This window comes from Segatella hominis, from assembly GCF_004535825.1.
Taxonomy (GTDB): Bacteria; Bacteroidota; Bacteroidia; order Bacteroidales; family Bacteroidaceae; genus Prevotella; species Prevotella hominis.
Map to the genome: position 1 here is coordinate 107,871 of NZ_SGVY01000005.1, position 19,370 is coordinate 127,240.

At 41.7% G+C, this 19,370-nt stretch carries 17 protein-coding genes and 1 tRNA gene; 9 read left to right on the forward strand and 9 right to left on the reverse strand.

Annotation, left to right across the window (positions count from 1 at the left end; all coding sequences use genetic code 11):
* The 5 genes from EXN75_RS03150 (at position 1) to EXN75_RS03175 (ending at position 3,607) form a co-directional block, all read left to right on the forward strand.
* Positions 1 to 1,485: an ATP-binding cassette domain-containing protein gene (locus EXN75_RS03150; RefSeq protein ID WP_134842740.1), complete on the forward strand. Its 1,485-nt coding sequence runs from the start codon at positions 1 to 3 to the stop codon at positions 1,483 to 1,485.
* 88 nt (positions 1,486 to 1,573) lie between these two features.
* Positions 1,574 to 2,086 (forward strand): hypothetical protein, encoded by a 513-nt coding sequence (locus EXN75_RS03155; RefSeq protein ID WP_118115356.1) that lies wholly within the window; start codon positions 1,574 to 1,576, stop codon positions 2,084 to 2,086.
* A 148-nt stretch (positions 2,087 to 2,234) separates the two neighbouring features.
* The gene (locus tag EXN75_RS03160) at positions 2,235 to 3,056 is read left to right on the forward strand and encodes a hypothetical protein (RefSeq protein WP_134842765.1); all 822 of its coding nucleotides are present in this window, start codon (positions 2,235 to 2,237) and stop codon (positions 3,054 to 3,056) included.
* 13 nt (positions 3,057 to 3,069) lie between these two features.
* A complete protein-coding gene (locus EXN75_RS03165) occupies positions 3,070 to 3,291 on the forward strand; it encodes a hypothetical protein (protein ID WP_118115358.1) in 222 nt (73 codons plus the stop codon).
* A 245-nt stretch (positions 3,292 to 3,536) separates the two neighbouring features.
* Positions 3,537 to 3,607: transfer RNA gene (locus EXN75_RS03175), tRNA-Cys, on the forward strand.
* A 174-nt stretch (positions 3,608 to 3,781) separates the two neighbouring features.
* Here the strand turns inward: EXN75_RS03175 and EXN75_RS03180 are convergent.
* Complete coding sequence (locus tag EXN75_RS03180) at positions 3,782 to 4,882, reverse strand: AAA family ATPase (RefSeq protein WP_134842741.1); 1,101 nt, start codon at positions 4,880 to 4,882, stop codon at positions 3,782 to 3,784.
* A 160-nt stretch (positions 4,883 to 5,042) separates the two neighbouring features.
* Here EXN75_RS03180 and trxB point away from each other — a divergent pair, with 160 nt between their 5' ends.
* The 3 genes from trxB to EXN75_RS03195 all read left to right on the forward strand — a co-directional run bounded on the left by trxB (position 5,043) and on the right by EXN75_RS03195 (position 7,560).
* The gene (gene trxB, locus EXN75_RS03185; RefSeq protein ID WP_134842742.1) at positions 5,043 to 5,975 is read left to right on the forward strand and encodes a thioredoxin-disulfide reductase; all 933 of its coding nucleotides are present in this window, start codon (positions 5,043 to 5,045) and stop codon (positions 5,973 to 5,975) included.
* Positions 5,976 to 5,988: 13 nt separating this feature from the next.
* Positions 5,989 to 6,534 carry a hypothetical protein gene (locus tag EXN75_RS03190; protein WP_118115366.1) on the forward strand — a complete coding sequence of 182 codons (546 nt, stop codon included), beginning with the start codon at positions 5,989 to 5,991 and terminating at the stop codon, positions 6,532 to 6,534.
* A gap of 75 nt (positions 6,535 to 6,609) precedes the next feature.
* Positions 6,610 to 7,560, forward strand: a complete 951-nt coding sequence (locus EXN75_RS03195; protein ID WP_134842743.1) for a PD-(D/E)XK nuclease family transposase — start codon at positions 6,610 to 6,612, stop codon at positions 7,558 to 7,560.
* 632 nt (positions 7,561 to 8,192) lie between these two features.
* Here the strand turns inward: EXN75_RS03195 and EXN75_RS03200 are convergent.
* The 8 genes from EXN75_RS03200 to EXN75_RS03235 form a co-directional block, all read right to left on the reverse strand.
* Entirely contained in the window at positions 8,193 to 9,032 is an 840-nt protein-coding gene (locus EXN75_RS03200; protein ID WP_118115370.1) for a carboxylesterase family protein, read from the reverse strand.
* A 129-nt stretch (positions 9,033 to 9,161) separates the two neighbouring features.
* Complete coding sequence (locus tag EXN75_RS03205; protein ID WP_134842744.1) at positions 9,162 to 10,430, reverse strand: MltF family protein; 1,269 nt, start codon at positions 10,428 to 10,430, stop codon at positions 9,162 to 9,164.
* Position 10,431: 1 nt separating this feature from the next.
* Positions 10,432 to 12,012: a DHHW family protein gene (locus EXN75_RS03210; protein WP_134842745.1), complete on the reverse strand. Its 1,581-nt coding sequence runs from the start codon at positions 12,010 to 12,012 to the stop codon at positions 10,432 to 10,434.
* Positions 12,013 to 12,064: 52 nt separating this feature from the next.
* The gene (locus tag EXN75_RS03215; RefSeq protein WP_134842746.1) at positions 12,065 to 13,078 is read right to left on the reverse strand and encodes a DHHW family protein; all 1,014 of its coding nucleotides are present in this window, start codon (positions 13,076 to 13,078) and stop codon (positions 12,065 to 12,067) included.
* Positions 13,079 to 13,096: 18 nt separating this feature from the next.
* Entirely contained in the window at positions 13,097 to 14,539 is a 1,443-nt protein-coding gene (locus EXN75_RS03220; protein WP_134842747.1) for an MBOAT family O-acyltransferase, read from the reverse strand.
* 64 nt (positions 14,540 to 14,603) lie between these two features.
* On the reverse strand, positions 14,604 to 15,359 hold the full coding sequence (locus EXN75_RS03225; protein ID WP_223176143.1) for an SGNH/GDSL hydrolase family protein: 756 nt from the start codon (positions 15,357 to 15,359) through the stop codon (positions 14,604 to 14,606).
* A 331-nt stretch (positions 15,360 to 15,690) separates the two neighbouring features.
* Positions 15,691 to 17,124: a sodium:solute symporter gene (locus EXN75_RS03230; protein WP_134842749.1), complete on the reverse strand. Its 1,434-nt coding sequence runs from the start codon at positions 17,122 to 17,124 to the stop codon at positions 15,691 to 15,693.
* Positions 17,125 to 17,148: 24 nt separating this feature from the next.
* Entirely contained in the window at positions 17,149 to 18,360 is a 1,212-nt protein-coding gene (locus EXN75_RS03235; RefSeq protein WP_134842750.1) for an MltF family protein, read from the reverse strand.
* Between the two features lie 87 nt (positions 18,361 to 18,447).
* Between EXN75_RS03235 and hisG the strand changes: the two genes are divergently transcribed.
* Complete coding sequence (hisG, locus tag EXN75_RS03240) at positions 18,448 to 19,299, forward strand: ATP phosphoribosyltransferase (protein WP_134842751.1); 852 nt, start codon at positions 18,448 to 18,450, stop codon at positions 19,297 to 19,299.
* Positions 19,300 to 19,370: the final 71 nt, after the last annotated feature.

Sequence of the window (19,370 nt, forward strand, 5' to 3'; positions counted from 1 at the left end):
ATGCAAACAATTATCAAAATAGAAAATGGCGTAACGCGTATGCCAGAATGGCGTATGGCTGAGCCTGTCAATTTTGAGGCTTGTGAAGGTGAACATATTGCCATCGTAGGTCCTAATGGAGGTGGAAAATCTATGTTTGTGGATATGATAGTGGGTCGCCATCCTCTGGTAATGCATGATCCATATTATGATTTCTCACCGAGCAACAAGCCGATGGTGAGTGATAATATTAAATATATTACTTTCCGAGATACCTATGGCGGTGATAATGACCGCACTTATTTCTTGCAGCAGCGCTGGAACCAATTGGAGATAGATGAGTCCACTCCTATTGTCAGAGACAAACTGGAGGAAGCTTATCAGATGGCTGGAGAGGATACGCCAGAGCGACGTGCCCTGCAAAAGCACATTTATGAACTCTTCCACATGGAGCATTTGCTCGACAAATATACGATACTTTTGTCCAGTGGAGAGTTGAGAAAATTCAAGCTGGCTTCTACCCTCTTCGCAGAACCACGCGTGCTGATCATGGATAATCCGTTTATCGGACTTGATGCAGATACCCGTGATCAGTTGAAAGAGCTTCTGAAAACACTCTCTTCGGAACGTGCGCTGCAAATCATTCTGGTCTTGAGCAAGAGCGATGATATTCCTGATTTCATCACACATGTTGTGGAAGTGAAAGATATGAAAGTTTTGCCAAAGGTGACCAAAGAGGAATATTTGAAGATGAGACAGCCCGTTCCTGATCACATCTTAAGTTCTGAATTGGAGCAGGCCATTGTGGATTTACCATATAGTGAGCGCGAATATCACAATGAGGAGGTTGTCAAGATGAATAAGGTTCGCATCCAATATGGTGAACGCATTATTCTGAAGGATTTGGACTGGACTGTTCTGAATGGAGAAAAATGGGCATTGAGCGGACAGAACGGAGCCGGAAAATCTACCCTCTTGAGTTTGGTTTGTGCTGATAATCCGCAGAGTTACGCTTGTGATATTGCCCTCTTTGGTAATCCACGTGGAAGCGGTGAAAGCATCTGGGACATTAAGATGCATATAGGTTATGTTTCTCCGGAACTGCATCGCTCCTATCAGCGAGATCTTCCTGCCATCCGTATCGTAGCAAGTGGCTTGATGGATTCAGTAGGACTTTATGTCAAACCTAAGGATGAGGATTTGGATATCTGCCGTTTCTGGATGAAGGTCTTTGGATTGGAAGGAAAGGAAGAAGCAGGTTTTCTCAAACTCTCCAGCGGTGAGCAGCGTCTGGTCTTGCTGGCTCGTGCATTCGTGAAGGATCCTGAACTTCTTATCCTTGATGAGCCACTTCATGGTCTTGACAATGTGAATCGTCGGCTGGTGAAAGATGTCATCGAGGCGTTCTGCAAGCGAAAGAACAAGACCATGATTATGGTGACCCATTATAAGGAAGAATTGCCTGCTTGTATTGATCACAGCATCTTCTTGATTCGTCATGCCTGATCATAGTGAAAGTCTTTGACACTTTTTGTGAAAGGGTTTTGATATGGATTTAAAAGGTCTTTAATATTAATTTTTTAAATAGGAAAAAATGAAAAGGATGATCATAGCAATGGCGCTCATGGCGCTCACGTTTGCACCGGCTTCGGCACAGGATGTGCTCAATGAAATCGTGAAGACATCGCTTGCTACTGTTAATGATACTACCAAAAGTCTCGAAGTACGCAAGACTGCCGTTTTCAAGTATGATGCCATGACCTATCTTCGTTCCAAATTATTGCAACCTGCAGATTTGCTTGGCAAGAATGTGGATTTGAAGAAGGTGAATAGCACCATTCAGGTACTCAATGAACAGGCTCTGGCCATGAATCAATATGTCACTCTCTATCAGAAGCGTTTTTCTGAGGCCAAAAAGAAGAACAGAGATGTTGTCACAAACTTGTTCAAGCAGGCTACTCGCAATCATAAGTTGTTCAATGATACTGATACAGAGGTGACCTTGGCTTATTATGACCGTAAGGACTACCCTATCCAGTTCTGTATAGATTGCGATTGGGTCAAGACCTTGGCCTTCATCCGTACCATCGATTGGAGTGGTATTTAAATGGTATAGAAGCGGTACACCTTATATAATATATGGAATATTTGTGAAGGTACACCTTATTATATATATAGAATGATGAAAAATATCTCATAAAATTTGCATATTAAAAAATAAGTAATTACTTTTGCAAAATAAAAGAGAATTTATGATGAAAAAGGAAAAAAATATGAGTCTCAAGACCTTGACCAAGTCAAGTGTTTGGGAAATACAGGAGAACGATGTGTTCCGTCTCTGGGAAGCTGCTGAGAAGGATACTGATTTGAAAGATAATCAGCGCCGCTATGTGGATGTCATCCGTAGTGCCTTCGAAATAGAGGAAATCAAAATCGATAAGCCTATCGTAATTGATAAATATATCCAGAGAGGTTTTAAAATCGGAAACTTCCGTATCGATGATATGAATGTAAAGTATGCTATCAAGAAGCGTCCAATTCTTCGTGTTACCGATTTGACTTATGAGAATATCCGTCACATAAGTGCTACAAAACTCATCGAAGTGTTGGAACGTAACTTTGGTGGTGGCTGGGAATCTCTCCCACAGAGTATCCAAGATATCATCCAGAGTGGTTTTGATATCAGCACAACTACCCTCCCTAAGGATCGTCTTCACAAGCCAGGTGGTCTCTACGAGAAGAAAATAGATGATGGCTTCGAAGTGCTGGAAATTCCTAAGGGAACCTGGACCGAGGCTATTTTTGCCAAGGCGAAACCTCAGGTTGAGAAAGTACGCATGAAGTTTGCCGATGATGATGAATTGGATCGCGAAGACGAACTTCGTGCTCGTGCAGAAGAAGATGACGACGATGAGGATGCACCAGAGATTGAGGATCATTACAATGATATCGATGAAGATGATGATGCTTTCGATGATGACAAACTGACAGAGGAAAGTTATCGTACTACATTTGAGGATCCTGAAAATTTAGGTCTTGATGATGCTAATGATGTCGCAGACGATGAAGATTATTAAAAAATAAAATAAAATGAATGCATTAATTGGTTTAATAGCTTTAGTTGTTGTAGCCCTTGTCGGATGGGCTATTGCTGAGTTTAAGTATAAGGCTTTCACTTTCACTCGTTCTGAAAAGGATATTGAGGAAGAGAAGGAATTGGAAGAAATGAAGCGTGCTGATGGTTTCAAGGAGATGAACATCCGCGACATCATGCGCAAGAATTCTACAAACGGTTATAATGCCGTAGGTTAATCTTTATGGTATTTCAATACATCATAATAGGAATAGTAATAGTGGCATGCCTTGTGTATGCCACTATTATTATATGGAAAAATGGCAAATCTCAGCTGAAATGTGACGATTATAAGTGCGCTGGATGCCCTTTTTTCGAGAAATGTGAAAAAAAACAAGAAAAAGTTGGGAAAAAATTTGGTGGAACCAAATAAAAGTAGTACCTTTGCAACCGCAAATGAGAAATACAATATCTCAATCTACAAGGTGTCTTAACCGAGCGGTTAGGTAACGGTCTGCAAAACCGTGTAGAGCGGTTCGACTCCGCTAGACACCTCGAAAAATCAAGAGGATGTGTCATAAGTTTATGACACATCTTTTTTTTGTTCATCATTAGCCAAATCTCTATTGACATAAAAAATCCCACAGATTTCACAGATTACACAGATTTATTTGGGGTTCAAAAAAATGTGTCAATCTCTGAATTCCGTGGGTAATTGATGAAATGCTTTTATTTTTTCAAGGCAATATTATAATTGTAGTATTTAGTATTACCCGTGATGTCTTCTACAACTTGAATGAATGGCGGAAATTTCACGCTCTCTTGTTTTGCAATACCCTTAGTTTCAAGTATCATCAGATCATTGATAGGAGATTCGAAGGAATCCAATTCAAAATACTGACCTTTCCAGATAAAACTCTTGCGGTGCTTCTTGATGGTTTGGCGGTAAGGATCCGCCTGCTGGAGAAGCGACTCATAAAGATTACTGCTTATCTGGCGTTCTGTTTCAATCTGTTCAGTGTCAGATATTCTCTTCTTGGTAGTATGTACAAATACTTCCTTTTCTTCAAAGCGGCGCTTGCGCAAACGAATTTCGCAATTAGGTTCACCAGCCAAGTATGTCTGTACAATATCGCTGTCAATACTATTTGGCACATTGCCAGTCAATTTGACAATATACTTTCGTTCCTCCTCTATTGGCTGAGGAATTCCCAGTACATTAGAAATCTCTTTGAGCACGCGATTCAGCTTGTTGTCAAAGTCTTCATGATTGTTGATCACTCTCAGATGTGGATGACCCGTCCATGCTTCAATGACACGCTTGTCCAGTTCGCGGGCAATTTGAAGTCCCTTTTCGTCAGCCTTTTCCAGGCGCTGGGCATTATTGCTTGTTGTATAGAATTGCTCAGCCCCATCCGCAGCAGAAACCAAGTGAAGTATGGCATCATATCTCTCGTCTCTGAGTTGAGTCTGCGTATAGCCTACTTCTCCGATAATATCTTGCCATTGTTGCGGTGAAAGATAAGCCGAGATGTCCATTACTCCCCTATCGCAGACGATGAGAACAGGTTGTTCGAGTGTCTGTGCCATTTTGTAAAAACTGTCTTCGAGATGCAGTTGGGTCAGGAGTGTAGCTTTCTCTCCAACGTAGAAGAAATCTTTGTTGGATGTCAAATAATTCATACCTGCCTGCGTAAACATCGTAGGCACCTCAGGGATCGTGAAAACCTTGTATCCCAGGCTGGAGAAATGCTCAATAACTTTCACCAGTGCAGTAGTCTTACCGGCACATGGTCCACCGGTAAGCACGATTTTCTTAATAGTATTCATTTCGTATTTATTTTCTTTATTTTGTTTGCAAAGTTAGTAAAAAATATCTGGATTATATCCAAATTTCGCATAATATTAGTATAAAGTATAAAAAAGAAAGGGAAATATTTTGCAGTTCATTTGAATTGCCGTATCTTTGCATAAAATAAATATAAAAACTATGGAACAAGTTAAGACTTTGATTATTGGAAGTGGTCCTGCTGGATATACAGCAGCCATATATGCAGGAAGAGCTGATTTGAAACCCGTTCTTTATTCAGGTATTCAGCCAGGTGGCCAGTTGACCACCACCACAATCGTAGAGAATTTCCCAGGCTATCCTAATGGTGTGGATGGCAACCAGATGATGATGGACTTGAAGGAACAGGCCTCTCGTTTTGGTGCCGATATCCGTGATGGCAGTATTTCTAAGGTAGATTTCAGTAAGCGCCCTTACCATATTGTTGACGAGCGTGGAAATGAAATCCTTGCTGATACAGTCATTATCGCTACTGGTGCTTCAGCCAAATATTTAGGTTTGGCTGATGAGGAAAAATATCGCGGACAAGGTGTTTCTGCTTGTGCCACCTGTGATGGTTTCTTCTATCGTAAGCGTACTGTAGCTGTAGTTGGTGGTGGAGATACTGCCTGCGAAGAGGCCATGTATCTTGCCGGACTGGCTAAGAAAGTCTATATGATTGTAAGAAAACCTTATCTTAGAGCCGCTGAGATTATGCAGCAGCGCGTGAAGGAGAAAGAGAACATCGAGATTCTTTTTGAAACAAATACATTAGGACTCTTTGGTGAAAATGGTGTAGAAGGCGCTCACCTTGTGAAGCGCAAGGGCGAAAGTGATGAGGAAGAATTTGATATTGCCATTGATGGTTTCTTCCTGGCAATCGGTCATAAGCCTAATACAGAGTTGTTTAAGGACTACATCGACTTGGATGAGCAGGGATTTATCAAGGTTGTTCCTGGCACTACGAGCACGAATGTACCTGGTGTTTTTGCAGCAGGTGATGTGGCAGACCCAGTTTATCGTCAGGGAATTGTTGCAGCAGGTTCTGGCGCAAAGGCAGCCATTGAGGCAGACCGATATTTACAACAGCTTTAATCGGAAGATTGTCATGATAATTGATAAGAATACAAATTTCGAGGAAATCTTCAAGCGTGATCTTCACCAGTATTTATGTTCTATTAATCGAGTAGATGAACATTTGCCAGAAGCTCCAGATTTGGAAGAACTCTGGGCAAAGATTGGTGAAAACTATTTGCCAGATGCAATGAAGGAATTTACAAAATATCCTACCGTATCACTCGGTTGGATTATGTTTGTAGGAATGGCAATGGCTAAATATTGGGATGTAGATTGGGAGTTGTATAGTAAGGTAGAGAATCATTATGAATACTTGAAAAATAGTATTGATTTTGATCACATGGATGATTACATCTGTGAGAAAATACTTCTTTTGGATGAGGAATCTCATCAGAATATGAATCGTGTGGTGGCAGAATGTGCTTCCCGTACATTGAATCAATTGGCTCATATGGGAATAGAACCAGGTACAGAGACTGCATTTAGAGCTTTTATCGCTGCATTGCATCAGATGTATTTGATGGGAATTGCCATTGAATTGAAAGCATTAGGCTATCATATGACTCAGCTGTCATGAGATGATCATTATAACGAAATTCCGATCAGAAAAAAATATAAGCTGCATTGCAGTAAAACAAAAATGATATTGCTTATGGAGGGAAATTATATTCGTTTTGATTGGGCGATGAAACGCCTGCTTCGTAATAAGGCTAATTTTGTGGTCTTGGAGGGATTTTTGGCATCACTGATAGGCAAAAAGTTCAAGATAGAACGCTTCCTCGAAAGCGAAGGCAACCAAAGTGATGAAGAAGACAAATACAATCGTGTAGATATCCTCGCTGAAAGCGAGGAGGGAGAACTCTGCATTATTGAAGTACAGAATAGTCGTGAATTGTCATATTTCCACCGTATGTTATATGGCGTTTCCAAGACTATCACAGAATATATCGGTTTAGGAAAACCTTATGAAGAAGTGCGAAAGGTTTACTCCATCAATATTGTTTATTTCGAATTGGGTCAGGGTAAGGATTATGTTTACCACGGCAAGACAGAATTTGTGGGTATTCATCAGCCTCATGATACCTTGAAACTATCCGTCAGACAAAATGAAAAATTCTTCGGTAACAAAGAATATGATATTTTGAAGCGTAAGGCTGCAGGTGATATCTTCCCTGAGTATTATGTGCTCCGTGTGAATGATTTCGATCAGGTAGCTACCACTCCATTAGATGAGTGGATAGAATTTCTGAAGACTGGTAATATCAGTGCCAAGGCAAAGGCTGCTGGTCTTGCTGAGGCCCGTGAGTGCTTACGTGTCGATTCGCTCTCTGAAAAAGACAAAAAGGCTTATTATCGCCACATGGAGTCAATAAGGCACATGAAGAGCCTCTTCGAAACTAGCCGTGATGAAGGCTATCAGGAGGGAAAAGATGAAGGACTTGCGGCGGGCAGAGCAGAAGGCATTGCAGAAGGCAGAGCAGAAGGCAGAGCAGAATGTTCTTTAGAAATTGCTAATCAGTTGAAAGCTATGGGCTTATCACCAGAGCAGATAGCCCAAGCCACTCATCTCCCTATAGAAGAAATATCAAAACTCTTTAAATAATAACATTTAAAGCACGGCTAAGGTATCATAATCTTCCTTAGCCGTGCTTTTCATATATTCCATCTTCTATGCTTTAGGACTTTTTATGTCAGTACCTTCTTTACGTCGAAGCAAGGACAGATCTTGGCGGAAAACTCGTTGTTGCCGTGGATGGTGTTTCGAAAAAGAAAATTGAAAATGATTTTGACCGAACATGACCATGCCAAATGACCGCTTTTCTAAAATCCTGAGTCACAAGCCTTCATTTTCTTCCAATTCTATCAAAATGCAGCAATTGATTTCCCGAATATCGTTGTAAGGTGCTATCAGTCAGATACTTACAGACACCATCGAAAAATCTGTAGCCCAAAAATTTGTTTCCAACTCAAAATTGTTGTACCTTTGCACCAGCAATCGAAAGAAAGCTTCTCTTGTACCAGATGTCGGTCTTAATAGACGACAAACCTTGGTCTTAATAGACGACAGGCGCCTGTCGTCAATGACGACCAAAATAAAGGCAAGAAATGAGGCTTCTGGGGAATTGAAATATCAACCATCTAAACAACACAAAGTATGATTAATTACAGCATTACCATGCGTTCAGTGAATAGGATGATGACCGAGAAGTTTGCCAAGCATATCTCCAGCCCCCATTAATACTCATTTCCCTCATTCTTAATCACGCTTGGACCATCGATGAGCTCGGGTTTCGGAGCATTACGGTTTACACCATCATAAGCATTCCTTACATCCCCCATGCTGATGTCTATATCACGATTTACAGGGCGGTCTGGATCATTCAGCGTGTGTGAGAAAAGCCATTGATAGGTTTTCTTCATGTAGAAAACGCGGGCTGGCATTCCATGATTGGCACCTTGCCACCAATCATAAATCAAGCGCGTATCATTTCCGTCACGTTTTAATTTATCTACTACTACTTTGGATTGCTTTACAGGAACAGCTCTGTCGGCTGTACCATGGATAATCCAAAATGGAAGTTTCCCCAAACCGCTTACGTCTTTCAGGGAACAACCGCCACAGAGCGCCATTCCTGCTGCAATACGGTCGGGATAGGTGCCGCAGACATCCATTGTTCCATATCCTCCCAGACTCATGCCTAAGACATAAACACGGGTGGTGTCACAGGAATAATGCTGCTTCACCCAATCAAGCATATCCATCACTTTCTTGGGACTCCAAGCACCTCCAGGGTTTTGAGGCACAAGCGTCAGGGCATCAATATCTCGGCCTTTCACAATGGCATCCAGCGGTCCGTATCTTCTTACTCTTTCAAGGTTGCGACCGCATAGACTGGCACCATGAAGGAAGATAATCACTGGCGTTTGCTCCTGCGTATAGAAATAATCCACTGGTGTATAAACCCAGAAGTTATAGCCTCCAGGTATCTCATTCTTTACTGCCCTAAGAAAATCGTATGCAGATATCTTTAAGACGGAAAGCAATAATATAGTCAAACAAAATATCTTTTTCATGTTGGCGAAATTACAATAAAAAATGCAGAAAACCAAGATTTGTCTTGGATTTCCTGCATTATTTCATATACTTTGCAACAAGTTAATATGCTTTCACAAACTATGAGGTTTGTTCTCAACCAGTTGGAGTCAGACATGATATTTGTACTTCTTGGTGGCCCGCTGCGGTATGGAATGGTCAAAATCAGGTGATAAACCATTTCCTGTAGAAACTCCTCCTCTTGCTGATCCACAATAGCTTGACCATCGTTGCATGATTTTGGAAACGTAATTGACGGTCTCACTTCCACGCATATAGCCACATTTGATGATTGGCAATTTATAATAGGTAGGATCACTGAGCTTGAGAACTGACTCTGCCACATCATCCCAGTGATGCGGATTCTTGCCGTGTTGACGTGTCAGTGCCATCGCATCCCGGATATGCCATGGTCCTGCATTATAGGCTGCAAGTCGGAATTTCAGACGCTCGAATGGGTCGCCTATATCCTGGAACATACGCTCGAATTTCGCCATGCACGTAGCCGAAGCGGAGATGTTGATTTCCGGATTGGTGAGTGAGGAAACGGGGATGCCTAATTCCTTGGCAGTGCCAGGCATGATGGCCATCAGTCCGCAATAGCCTGCCCATGATTTTGCATAGGTATCAAAACCTGACTCCGTATAGCATTGGGCTGCCATCAGTCGCCAGTCGATTCGTGCCATAGGGGCATACTTCTTAAACAAATGGTCGTATTTGCTGATGACGCCTCCTGCTGCATTGATCATAGGAGCATATACTTTGTGGATGATAAGTCCTTCTGAAAGTATCCTCTTTTCTTCCTTTTGGACGTTAGCCAAGATATGGGGCGTAAACCAATGGTTTAACGCTTCTTCCAGAGATTTGTTTCCCTTGTTGACTGCCCATTGGACTGAGGCGGTCGTCTGGTCAGAATCTTTCTCTTTCGATGTCTGGTAGGCACCGCAATAGGCAATATCATTGCGTTTCCCCTTCTTAAGCGGATAAGCGATTAAATCACCCTTGCCCTTTTTCAGTTTGTTGATCATGTCAAGCGTATCCTTGCAGAGTTCGACTCTTACCGAAACGCCTATGGAACTGGCAAATTTCTCACAGAGCAAGTAGTCCATACCTAAGCCCACTCCCTTATAATCATAATAGGTGGAAGGACCTGACAGGGTCAGCATGATCAGTTCTCCATTGTTTTCTATATCAGCAAGCGAGAAGTTACTGGCAGAGGAACTGGAGTCTGATGCCTCAGCATCACCTGTCTCTCCATCCTCTATCACCGTTCCCCAAGGCGTATATTCCGTCTTCTTATTTTCCGTTTTGCATGATGCGGTCAAGGACAACAGACAGATGGTGAGTATTGCCGTCTCAAAATAGCTTCCTGTTTTCATCTTATTCTGCCTGTTGCTTGTCGCCAGATTCTGTAGGCACGGATTCCGGTTTCTGTTTTTCTACATGCTGATTGTCATGTTGTTTATCATGCTTCTTGTTGGCATCATGATGACTGCTCTGTTCTTTAGGTGAATCCTTCTTTGCATCAAGCGTTTCATTCAAAGCAGGAGTAGCGTGTGTGCCTTTCTGCTTTTTGGCAGAATCTGCAGTTGTTGACTTGGATGAAGTGCTTACGGAACTGTTGCTTGGCAAGATGGTGCCATTCTGATGGAGGAATCTCGTGTATTTCTTGCATATCTTATTAGAATATGCATTGAAGATATTGTTGGCAAACAGAATATCAGTTATCTTATTATCGCTGACATATTTGCGCATATTCTTGGTGAAATATCGATAATCGACTACATGGATTTCCTCAAAAGAATAGAACAGGTAGCCTGGAAGAGCATTTCCGAAACTATCCTTCAGTATCATGACACGGCGATGATTGTTGACATTGGTTTTCACCCGGGTAATTCGGGTGTCACCGCCCATGAAGGTACAGTAGGCGCCACCATTGCCGTCTTTATACTTATAGAAGAAGATGCCTTTGTATGGTTTGCCTTCGCCTATGACCTCGTAGTTGCGGTTGATTTTATAATCCGTATAATAGGTTTCGTATTTTACGTTCTTTGGAACATAATAGACGAAATCTTCCGGGGCATTCTTCAGGGAAATATCATGAGAATAACCATACATACTTCCTACGTATCCATGTACCACTTTTCTTTCATAACTTGAAAGCGGCTTGAAAGGAACCTTTGCCACTTTAGCGAATTGCTGGGCGGCATAGAAAGCTCCAAGAGGTGCCCAGTGGTGGTCGGTTCTGAGGAAGATGTTTTCTGCCACGTGTTTGCCCAGTGCAGTATAGACATCTACGGCATGAACATCCTTGTCTAAGTGAGCATAGATGTTGTTGATGGTTGGGCGTTCCTCATTGGAGCATCCCTTAGCCTTATCAGGACAATAGAAATCCACAGCAGTCGGTATGACCATGCAATATACATTTACCTTTGGTCCGAATACCTTCTTGTATTCATTTGCAGACTGGGCATAATCCACACCACCCTTGGAACTACCGCCATAAGCCATCAAAGCTCTTACCTCTTTTCCTTTACCCACGATGATAATACCACGGTTGGCGATTTTGGCATTCTCTTCTGCCGTAATATTATTCTTGTATTTACCTACGTTTCTTTCTCCCATTTCCAGTTCTTCATCTGTAGGACCCGATGTCTCGGTGGCATCTGCTGATGCATGGAAGGTCACTTTTTCTTCTCCTACAGACATACTGATGAGATCCTTTTCCTGCATACTCATAGACATGAACACATCACGGTAAGGTTCACTATCGCTGAACCAGGAATTGATGCTCTTGGTAAATTCACCCGACTTCAAACTTTCCAGTGAATATTTTGGAAATTTGGCAAGCTCTCTCTTTTCAAGTGCAGAGTATGTGCTCCGAGGAAAAAACAGGAAAACGATGGTGAATCCTAAGAACACCATACTCATGATTGATATGTATATATAATTCTGTTTCATGACTTTAAATGCAATAGTTAAATATCACAATCTATTTATTTCTTCATTTGTGTTATTGGCGTAACATTCGCTCGAAGCCTCTTGCCGTGGATTTTGCATAGGCATGCTGCAAGTTGTTGGCGAAGAGTATATCTGTGATTTGATTGTCATTGACATAGTTGACGATATTCTTTGTGAAATATCTGAAATCTACTACATAAATATCCTCAAATGAACCGAAAAGATATCCTGGCAAGGCATTGCCATAGCTATCTTTGATGATCATCAGTTTTCTTCCATTTCTTACGTCTGTCTTGACATGCGTTGTGCGCAAATCGCCACCCATGAAGGTGCAATATGCACTGCTGCTGCCATCCTTGTATTTGATGAAGAATGGTCCGGTGAATGGGTCTGTGAGGCTTGTCACTACCCTATTCTTACCCATGTTGTGACCGACATAGGTGGTGACATAATTGCTGTCTTTAGGAATATAGTAAATGAATTTCTCCGGAGAGTTCTTTACTGTGATGTCCTTTGAGTAATGATACATACTCCCCACAAAATTATGGATGGTACGCTCTTCGAAATCGTTCAGGTTAGGAACCTTTACCTGTGCTTTCTGGGCAAATTCACGGGCTGCATAGTATGCTCCTAATGGAGACCAATGGTGGTCGGTGCGGGAATAAATATCCTCATCCTTGTGCTGCTTGAGTACTGGATATACATCTACTATTTCTACGCCTTTCTCCAGATGCTGATACATATTATTGATGACCGGCTCTTCATCGCGGATCCATTCCTTGGCTTCTTCCGGACAGTATAGACCTGCAGAGGTAGGAACGATCATGCTATAGATTCTTACATGATGCTTCAGCGTGTCCCGATACTGGTTGATGGCATTTGAATACCAAGTTCCTCCTGTTGCCAAACCGGTAAATGGTTCCAATGCTCTGATCTGGTTGTTCTCTTTGCTGATGATGATGCCCGTTCTGGTTTTATAGCATGTGGAATGGGTTTCTGCCATCACAGCCTGAGCGCAGAAAGAGCAGAATAATGCAGTATTTATGACTGTATATAATCTTTTCATTTTTTTGTATATTTTATATTAGAATCTGGTGTAAATGAAGGCATTGTTGGTGGCTCCCACAAGCAAGGCTACGCTCAGCGTGAGGAGGATGATGGACACCACCGTGCGAGTTGCAAGGGTGATATTCTTTTTCATCCTTGTATTGTTTGGCAGGTATCTATTATACCACTTCGCCACCGTATCATATACAGGAAGACAGAACAGAATACCTGCCACCCATAACCAGAAATTGTCCATGCATGCACTTTCTGCTGCAAAGTCATATACGTTCTTGGCATTTCCACAGAACGCATCGAAGAAATGTTGCATCTTGGTAAAGTCATCAAAATAGAAAATTCCCCATCCGATGATGACGAGCAACAGACTGTATATATGCAGCAGGAAGGAAGGTATCTTATCCTGCACCTTCAGCAATGTATATTTTTCTGCAATCACGATGACACCGAAATAAAGACCCCAGATGATGAAGTTCCAGCTGGCTCCGTGCCACATACCGGTCAAGAACCAGACAACAAAGATGTTGAGAGGCTGGTGACGTCGGTTTCCTCCCATTGGAATATACACATAGTCGCGGAAGAAACTACCTAATGACATGTGCCATTTTCTCCAGAAGTCTGAAATGGATGTGCAGCAGTAAGGATGCTTGAAGTTCTCTGCAAAGTGAAAGCCTAAACATCTGCCCAAGCCTATTGCCATGTCACTATATCCTGAGAAGTCGAAGAAGATCTGAAGCGTGAAGGCTAATATGCCCACCCATGCTCCAAAGGTGGATAAATTCTGAAGTCCGTTGGCAAGGAACTGGTCTGCTATCTCTGAAAATTGGTTGGCAAGAATCACCTTCTTACCCAATCCGATCAAGAAACGATAGCTGCCTTCTACGATGTCATACTGTCTTACCTTTCTGTCTCTGATTTCCAATGCCACAATATCATATCTGACAATAGGTCCTGCTATCAGCTGCGGGAACATGGAGATATAGAGAAGCAAGTCCTGGAAACGGCGCTGGGCTGGCGCTTCACGGCGATATACATCTATGAGATAGGATATGGACTGGAAGGTATAGAAACTGATACCGATAGGCAGTGAAATCTTTGGAATGCCTACAGGAATACCTATCGAATTGAGTGTTGTTGCAAAGAATCCCGCATATTTGAAAGTGCCGAGTAATAGGATGTTGCATATCAAACCGATTACCAATGCCCTTTTGCGGTGGGATTGCTGACTGTCTATGCCAAGTCCGGCAAAGTAGTTGATCATGACACTGAACAGCATCAGGAAAACATATACTGGTTCGCCCCATGCATAAAATATCAGTGAGAACAGTACAAGTATCGCATTGCGTACATTTGCTGGATGCTCGCCAGTCTTGAAGAATTTCTTATCCAACAAGTAGGCTAACAGATAGCACAACATAAAGGCTGGTAAGAATGCAAAGATGAAAAATAAATCGGAAAATACCATTATTTTTTATTTTATTTTTGTTTTGTAAAACTTTCTATTTTGACTGAGTGTCTGTTTGATTCTATTAATATAACAACAGACTTTCTAATTGGTTGGCAATGAAGTAACCATTTCGTTTGGCTCCCTTGCTGTTGGTGTGGACTCCATCTGTCGTAAAAATCCTATTGTTGATTTCTTTTGCCCCCTGAATGGTTCCCTCATAATCCAGGCGGATAACTGATAGGCTCATATAATGGCCGCATTCTTCTATGATGTCACCGATTTTGTGAATACCTGTAACGCCAGGCTTGCCTATCTGCATCGGTGTTATCAATACAATCTGTGCGTCAGGAAAAGCTTCCTTTATCTTTTCGCAACTGTATCTGACAGATTCTGCAAGGGAGGTTACCTGATGAATCGGTTTACTTAATACGGTATTGGAAGTCGCAGAAAAAACCTGCTGTGGAGTTTTGGAAAACAATTGAGGTCTGGAAGATTTGAACCAAGCATCATTCGTTCCAGCCATAATCATAATCAGGTCAGGCTGAGGCTCCTTGCCTTCTTTAGTTGCTTGAATCAATCTCAGTACTTGATTGAAAATGACATTGTTATCCGTCAACTTCTCAGAATATTCCTCTGTATTTATCTTTGTTTTAGAACAATTAGTCCAAGTAGCGCCACTCCTGGCATAACTTTTACAGGTAGAAGGGGAAAATCTCTCTTTGAACCATTTGCTCCAACCTCTGTCTTTGTCGCAATCATCTCCACCTATGAACGTATTGGAATCACCCAATAAGACAACATGCAGGTGAGAATGATTGGCTGCTGAGATATTAGTCATAAAGCCTATGACCATTAATATCCCTAAAAACAATTTAATCTTCATTTTTTATTTCAGTCTCATTTTCAAAATGTTATCTGTCTAAATCGGGTGCAAAATTACAGTTTTTTTTGTTAATATGCAAACTTTCAGAAAAAAAAATCAGGAAAGACGAAATTTATCTTTCCTGATTGTATTTATGACTAATTGAACAGTTTCTTTCCTATCCTTTATCCTGCTGGATTTTTTTTATCCATGCTCCTACTTGATTTCTTGCGTGGGCAGGGAGAATTTTTTGCGTGGGCACGCAAAAATAAAACTACTATGAGACTTCCCGAAATGTGGAGGCTGACTACGCACAGATTTTTGCGTTATTTTTGTGCGAAAACAGGTATAATCCGCTAAATGTGATGAGTCCGTTGAGCATCAATAATTCATAGCCCAATTTGTAGCCCAAATGATGGGATGAGTACCAGTCGATTGCATAACAGATAATCGGACTCAAAATCGCAATATAGGGAGTTACTTGATCATTGGCTCTCCGTTTGGTGAAGATTCCAAATCCAAATATTCCCAAAAGGGGTCCGTAGGTGTAAGAGCAGATAATGTATATGGCATCTATCACACTTGTTGAGTTGATCTGCTTGAAGAGGATGATGAAAATAACAAACAGAATGGCGACGCCAAGATGTGTATATTTTCGTAGCTTTTCATCCTTCGGAGAATCCATGATATCTACGCAAATACTGGTTGTTATCGCCGTAATGGCTGAGTCGGCACTGGAAAAACTGGCTGCCACAATACCGATAGTAAAAAATACGACAACCATATTGCCCATGTAGCCAGATGCTGCAAACATCGGCAACAGATCATCCGGTGATTCAGGGAAAGGCATTTGCTGCTTTTGTGCCAATAATATCAGCAATATGCCTAATGCTAAAAACAGCAGGTTGGCTGGTACGAAAGCAAAGCCATACGTGCACATATCTTTCTGTGCATCACGAAGCGTCTTGCAGGTGAGATTCTTCTGCATCATGTCCTGATCAAGTCCCGTCATGACTATGACCACGAATATTCCACTTAAGAACTGCTTCCAGAAATTCTGTCTTGAAACCCAATCGTCGAAGACAAATATCTGCGAATATTTACTGTCACAAATGGCATGGTAAGCCTCCATCGGAGTGAAGTCCAGGCATTTGATGGTATAATAAATAATCAGGATTAAGGCAGAAAACATACATAAAGTTTGGAACGTATCCGTCCAGACTAATGTCTTGATTCCACCCTTGCGGGTATAAAACCATATCAGCATGACCATGACGGGAACTGTCAATATGAATGGAATTCCTAAATTGTCTAATACAAACTTTTGCAGGATGATGCATACAACATAAAATCTGACTGCGGCTCCTATGATTTTGGAAATGATAAAAAAGGAAGCGCCGGTCTTATAGGAATGATTGCCCATCCTATCTTTCAGGTAAGAATAGATGGTCGTTAAATTATGCTTATAATATATAGGTAATAGGAAAAAGGCTACGATGAAATAACCAAAGATAAAACCGATACACATCTGCAGGTAAGTCATGTTCATCTTGTATGCCATTCCCGGAACGCTGACAAAAGTGATGCCGCTGATGGATGCGCCCACCATTCCGAAGGCCACCATGTACCAGGGAGACCTGCGGTTTCCCCGGTAAAAGGTTTCATTATTTGCTTTACGAGATGTGATTTTGCTGAATATCAGCAATATGCAGAAATAGATAAGTATTGTAACTAAAATCATTCTTCTAATCGTTTAAAAATGGGTTTAAATTTTGTATTTATTCTTTTTCTTTGCTTCTGTCGGAGTGCCATAATAACTGCGAGGTGAAATCATCCTCCTGCCACTTCTGATATTTCCTCCACAGTATTCGCTCCATCGTTTCTGAATGCGCTCTACGTAATCCGCAGTCTCCGTGCCTCTCATGAAACCTCTTTTCACGACAGGATCCCGATAATAATAAGGATTGCTAAGCTTGAGGACGAAATGTTTTACTTCCTCCCAATTGTATGGATTGCCCCCATATTTCTTGGTTAAAGCCATGGCATCTCTGATGTGGTTGAAACCTCCATTGTATGCAGCAAGGGCATATAAGATTCGCTGGTTTGGATCATGGATGTCAGAGAAATGCCCTTGCAGTTCAGCCATATAGCGGGATGCTGCAGCGATGTTGGCCTCTGGCTGATGTATGTCGTTTATGGAAAGTCCCAGATGGGATGCGGTAGATGGCATGATCTGCATGAGTCCGCAAGCCCCAGCCCATGATTTGGCATTCGGGTCAAAACAACTCTCCTGATAACATTGCGCAGCCATCAGGCGCCAATCCATTCTTGCCGTAGGAGCATATCGCTGAAAATATCCGTCGTATTCCGAGATGACACCTTTCGACCTGTTCAGGAAAGGAGAATAAACATGGCGTCTGATACTTTGTGAGGATAAGAGGAAAGTTTCTTCTCTTTTCACTTCCGCAGTCAATTGCGGTTTGTACCAGGCATTCAGAGAGTCTGCCAAACTGTTGTTGTCTCCTATGACAGCCCATTGTTCTTGGGTCGTATCCTGTTTAGGACCGCAAAACAACAATTTTCCTTTCGCTTTCTTGCGTGATAAGGGAACGGCAATAATGTCGCCCTCCCCTTTTTCCAACTTGCTGATCATCTCAGTAGTGTCCTTACATACTTCCACTCTCAGGCTGACTCCAATTTTCTGGGCAAATTTCTCGCAAAGAAGATATTGCAAACCCAAATTCCGGTTCTTATATATATAATATGTATCAGGACCGTTGACAGTCAGCATGATTAATTCTCCATTGGATACGATATCATCATACGTAAAACCTTTTGTCTGATTGGAGTTGTTGGAATAATCCTCCTCGCCTATAGGTGTCCCCCAAGGTGTAACATCTGGTTGCGTTTTCTGATTAGAACAACTGCAAACCAACCAAAATAATGCAAATATTGCCGATAAATATACTTTATTCATATTTCAAGTTACAAAATTACATATTTTTTTGGATATTCAAGCAAAAAGATGTACTTTTGCAATGTTTTTTAAACAAAATGAAGAAATATGTTACGAATAGCAGTACAATCTAAAGGGCGTCTTTTCGATGACACCATGAATTTACTTTCAGAAGCAGACATTAAAGTGAGTGCTTCTAAGCGCACTCTTTTGGTGCAGTCTTCTAACTTCCCTCTCGAGGTTTTGTATCTCCGTGATGATGATATTCCTCAGAGTGTAGCAAGCGGCGTCGCTGACATCGGTATTGTTGGCGAGAATGAATTTGTGGAAAAAGGGGAAAATGCCCAGATCATTGACCGTCTTGGTTTTAGCAAATGTCGCTTGAGTCTTGCAATACCTAAGAAAATTGATTATCCTGGTTTGCAGTGGTTTAATGGCAAGAAAATTGCGACTTCTTATCCTAACATCCTTCGCAATTTCATGCAGAAGAAAGGCATCAAGGCTGATATCCATGTCATTACTGGTTCTGTGGAAATTAGTCCTGGTATCGGTCTTGCTGATGGTATCTTTGATATCGTAAGTTCTGGCTCTACCCTTGTTAGCAATAATTTGGCAGAGGTGGAAGTCGTGATGAAGAGCGAGGCTTTGCTTATCGGTAATTGGAATATGGATGAAGAGAAGCATCAGATTCTGAACGAAATGCTGTTCCGTTTCGAAGCTGTGCGTTCTGCTCAAGACAAGAAGTATGTGATGATGAATGCACCAAAGTCTAAGGTGAAGGAAATTACGGATGTCTTGCCTGGTATCAAGAGTCCAACGATCATCCCATTGGCTGATGATGAATGGTGCAGTATCCATACGGTCCTCGATGAGAAGAGATTCTGGGAAATCATCGGAAAGCTCAAGGAGCTGGATGCTCAGGGTATTCTGGTTACTCCTATCGAGAAGATGATCTTGTAAAAAGAGTTTTGATCATATCTGTCTTCTACTCGGAACTTTGATTTCATGTTCTGGGAGTTAGAAACAAATAT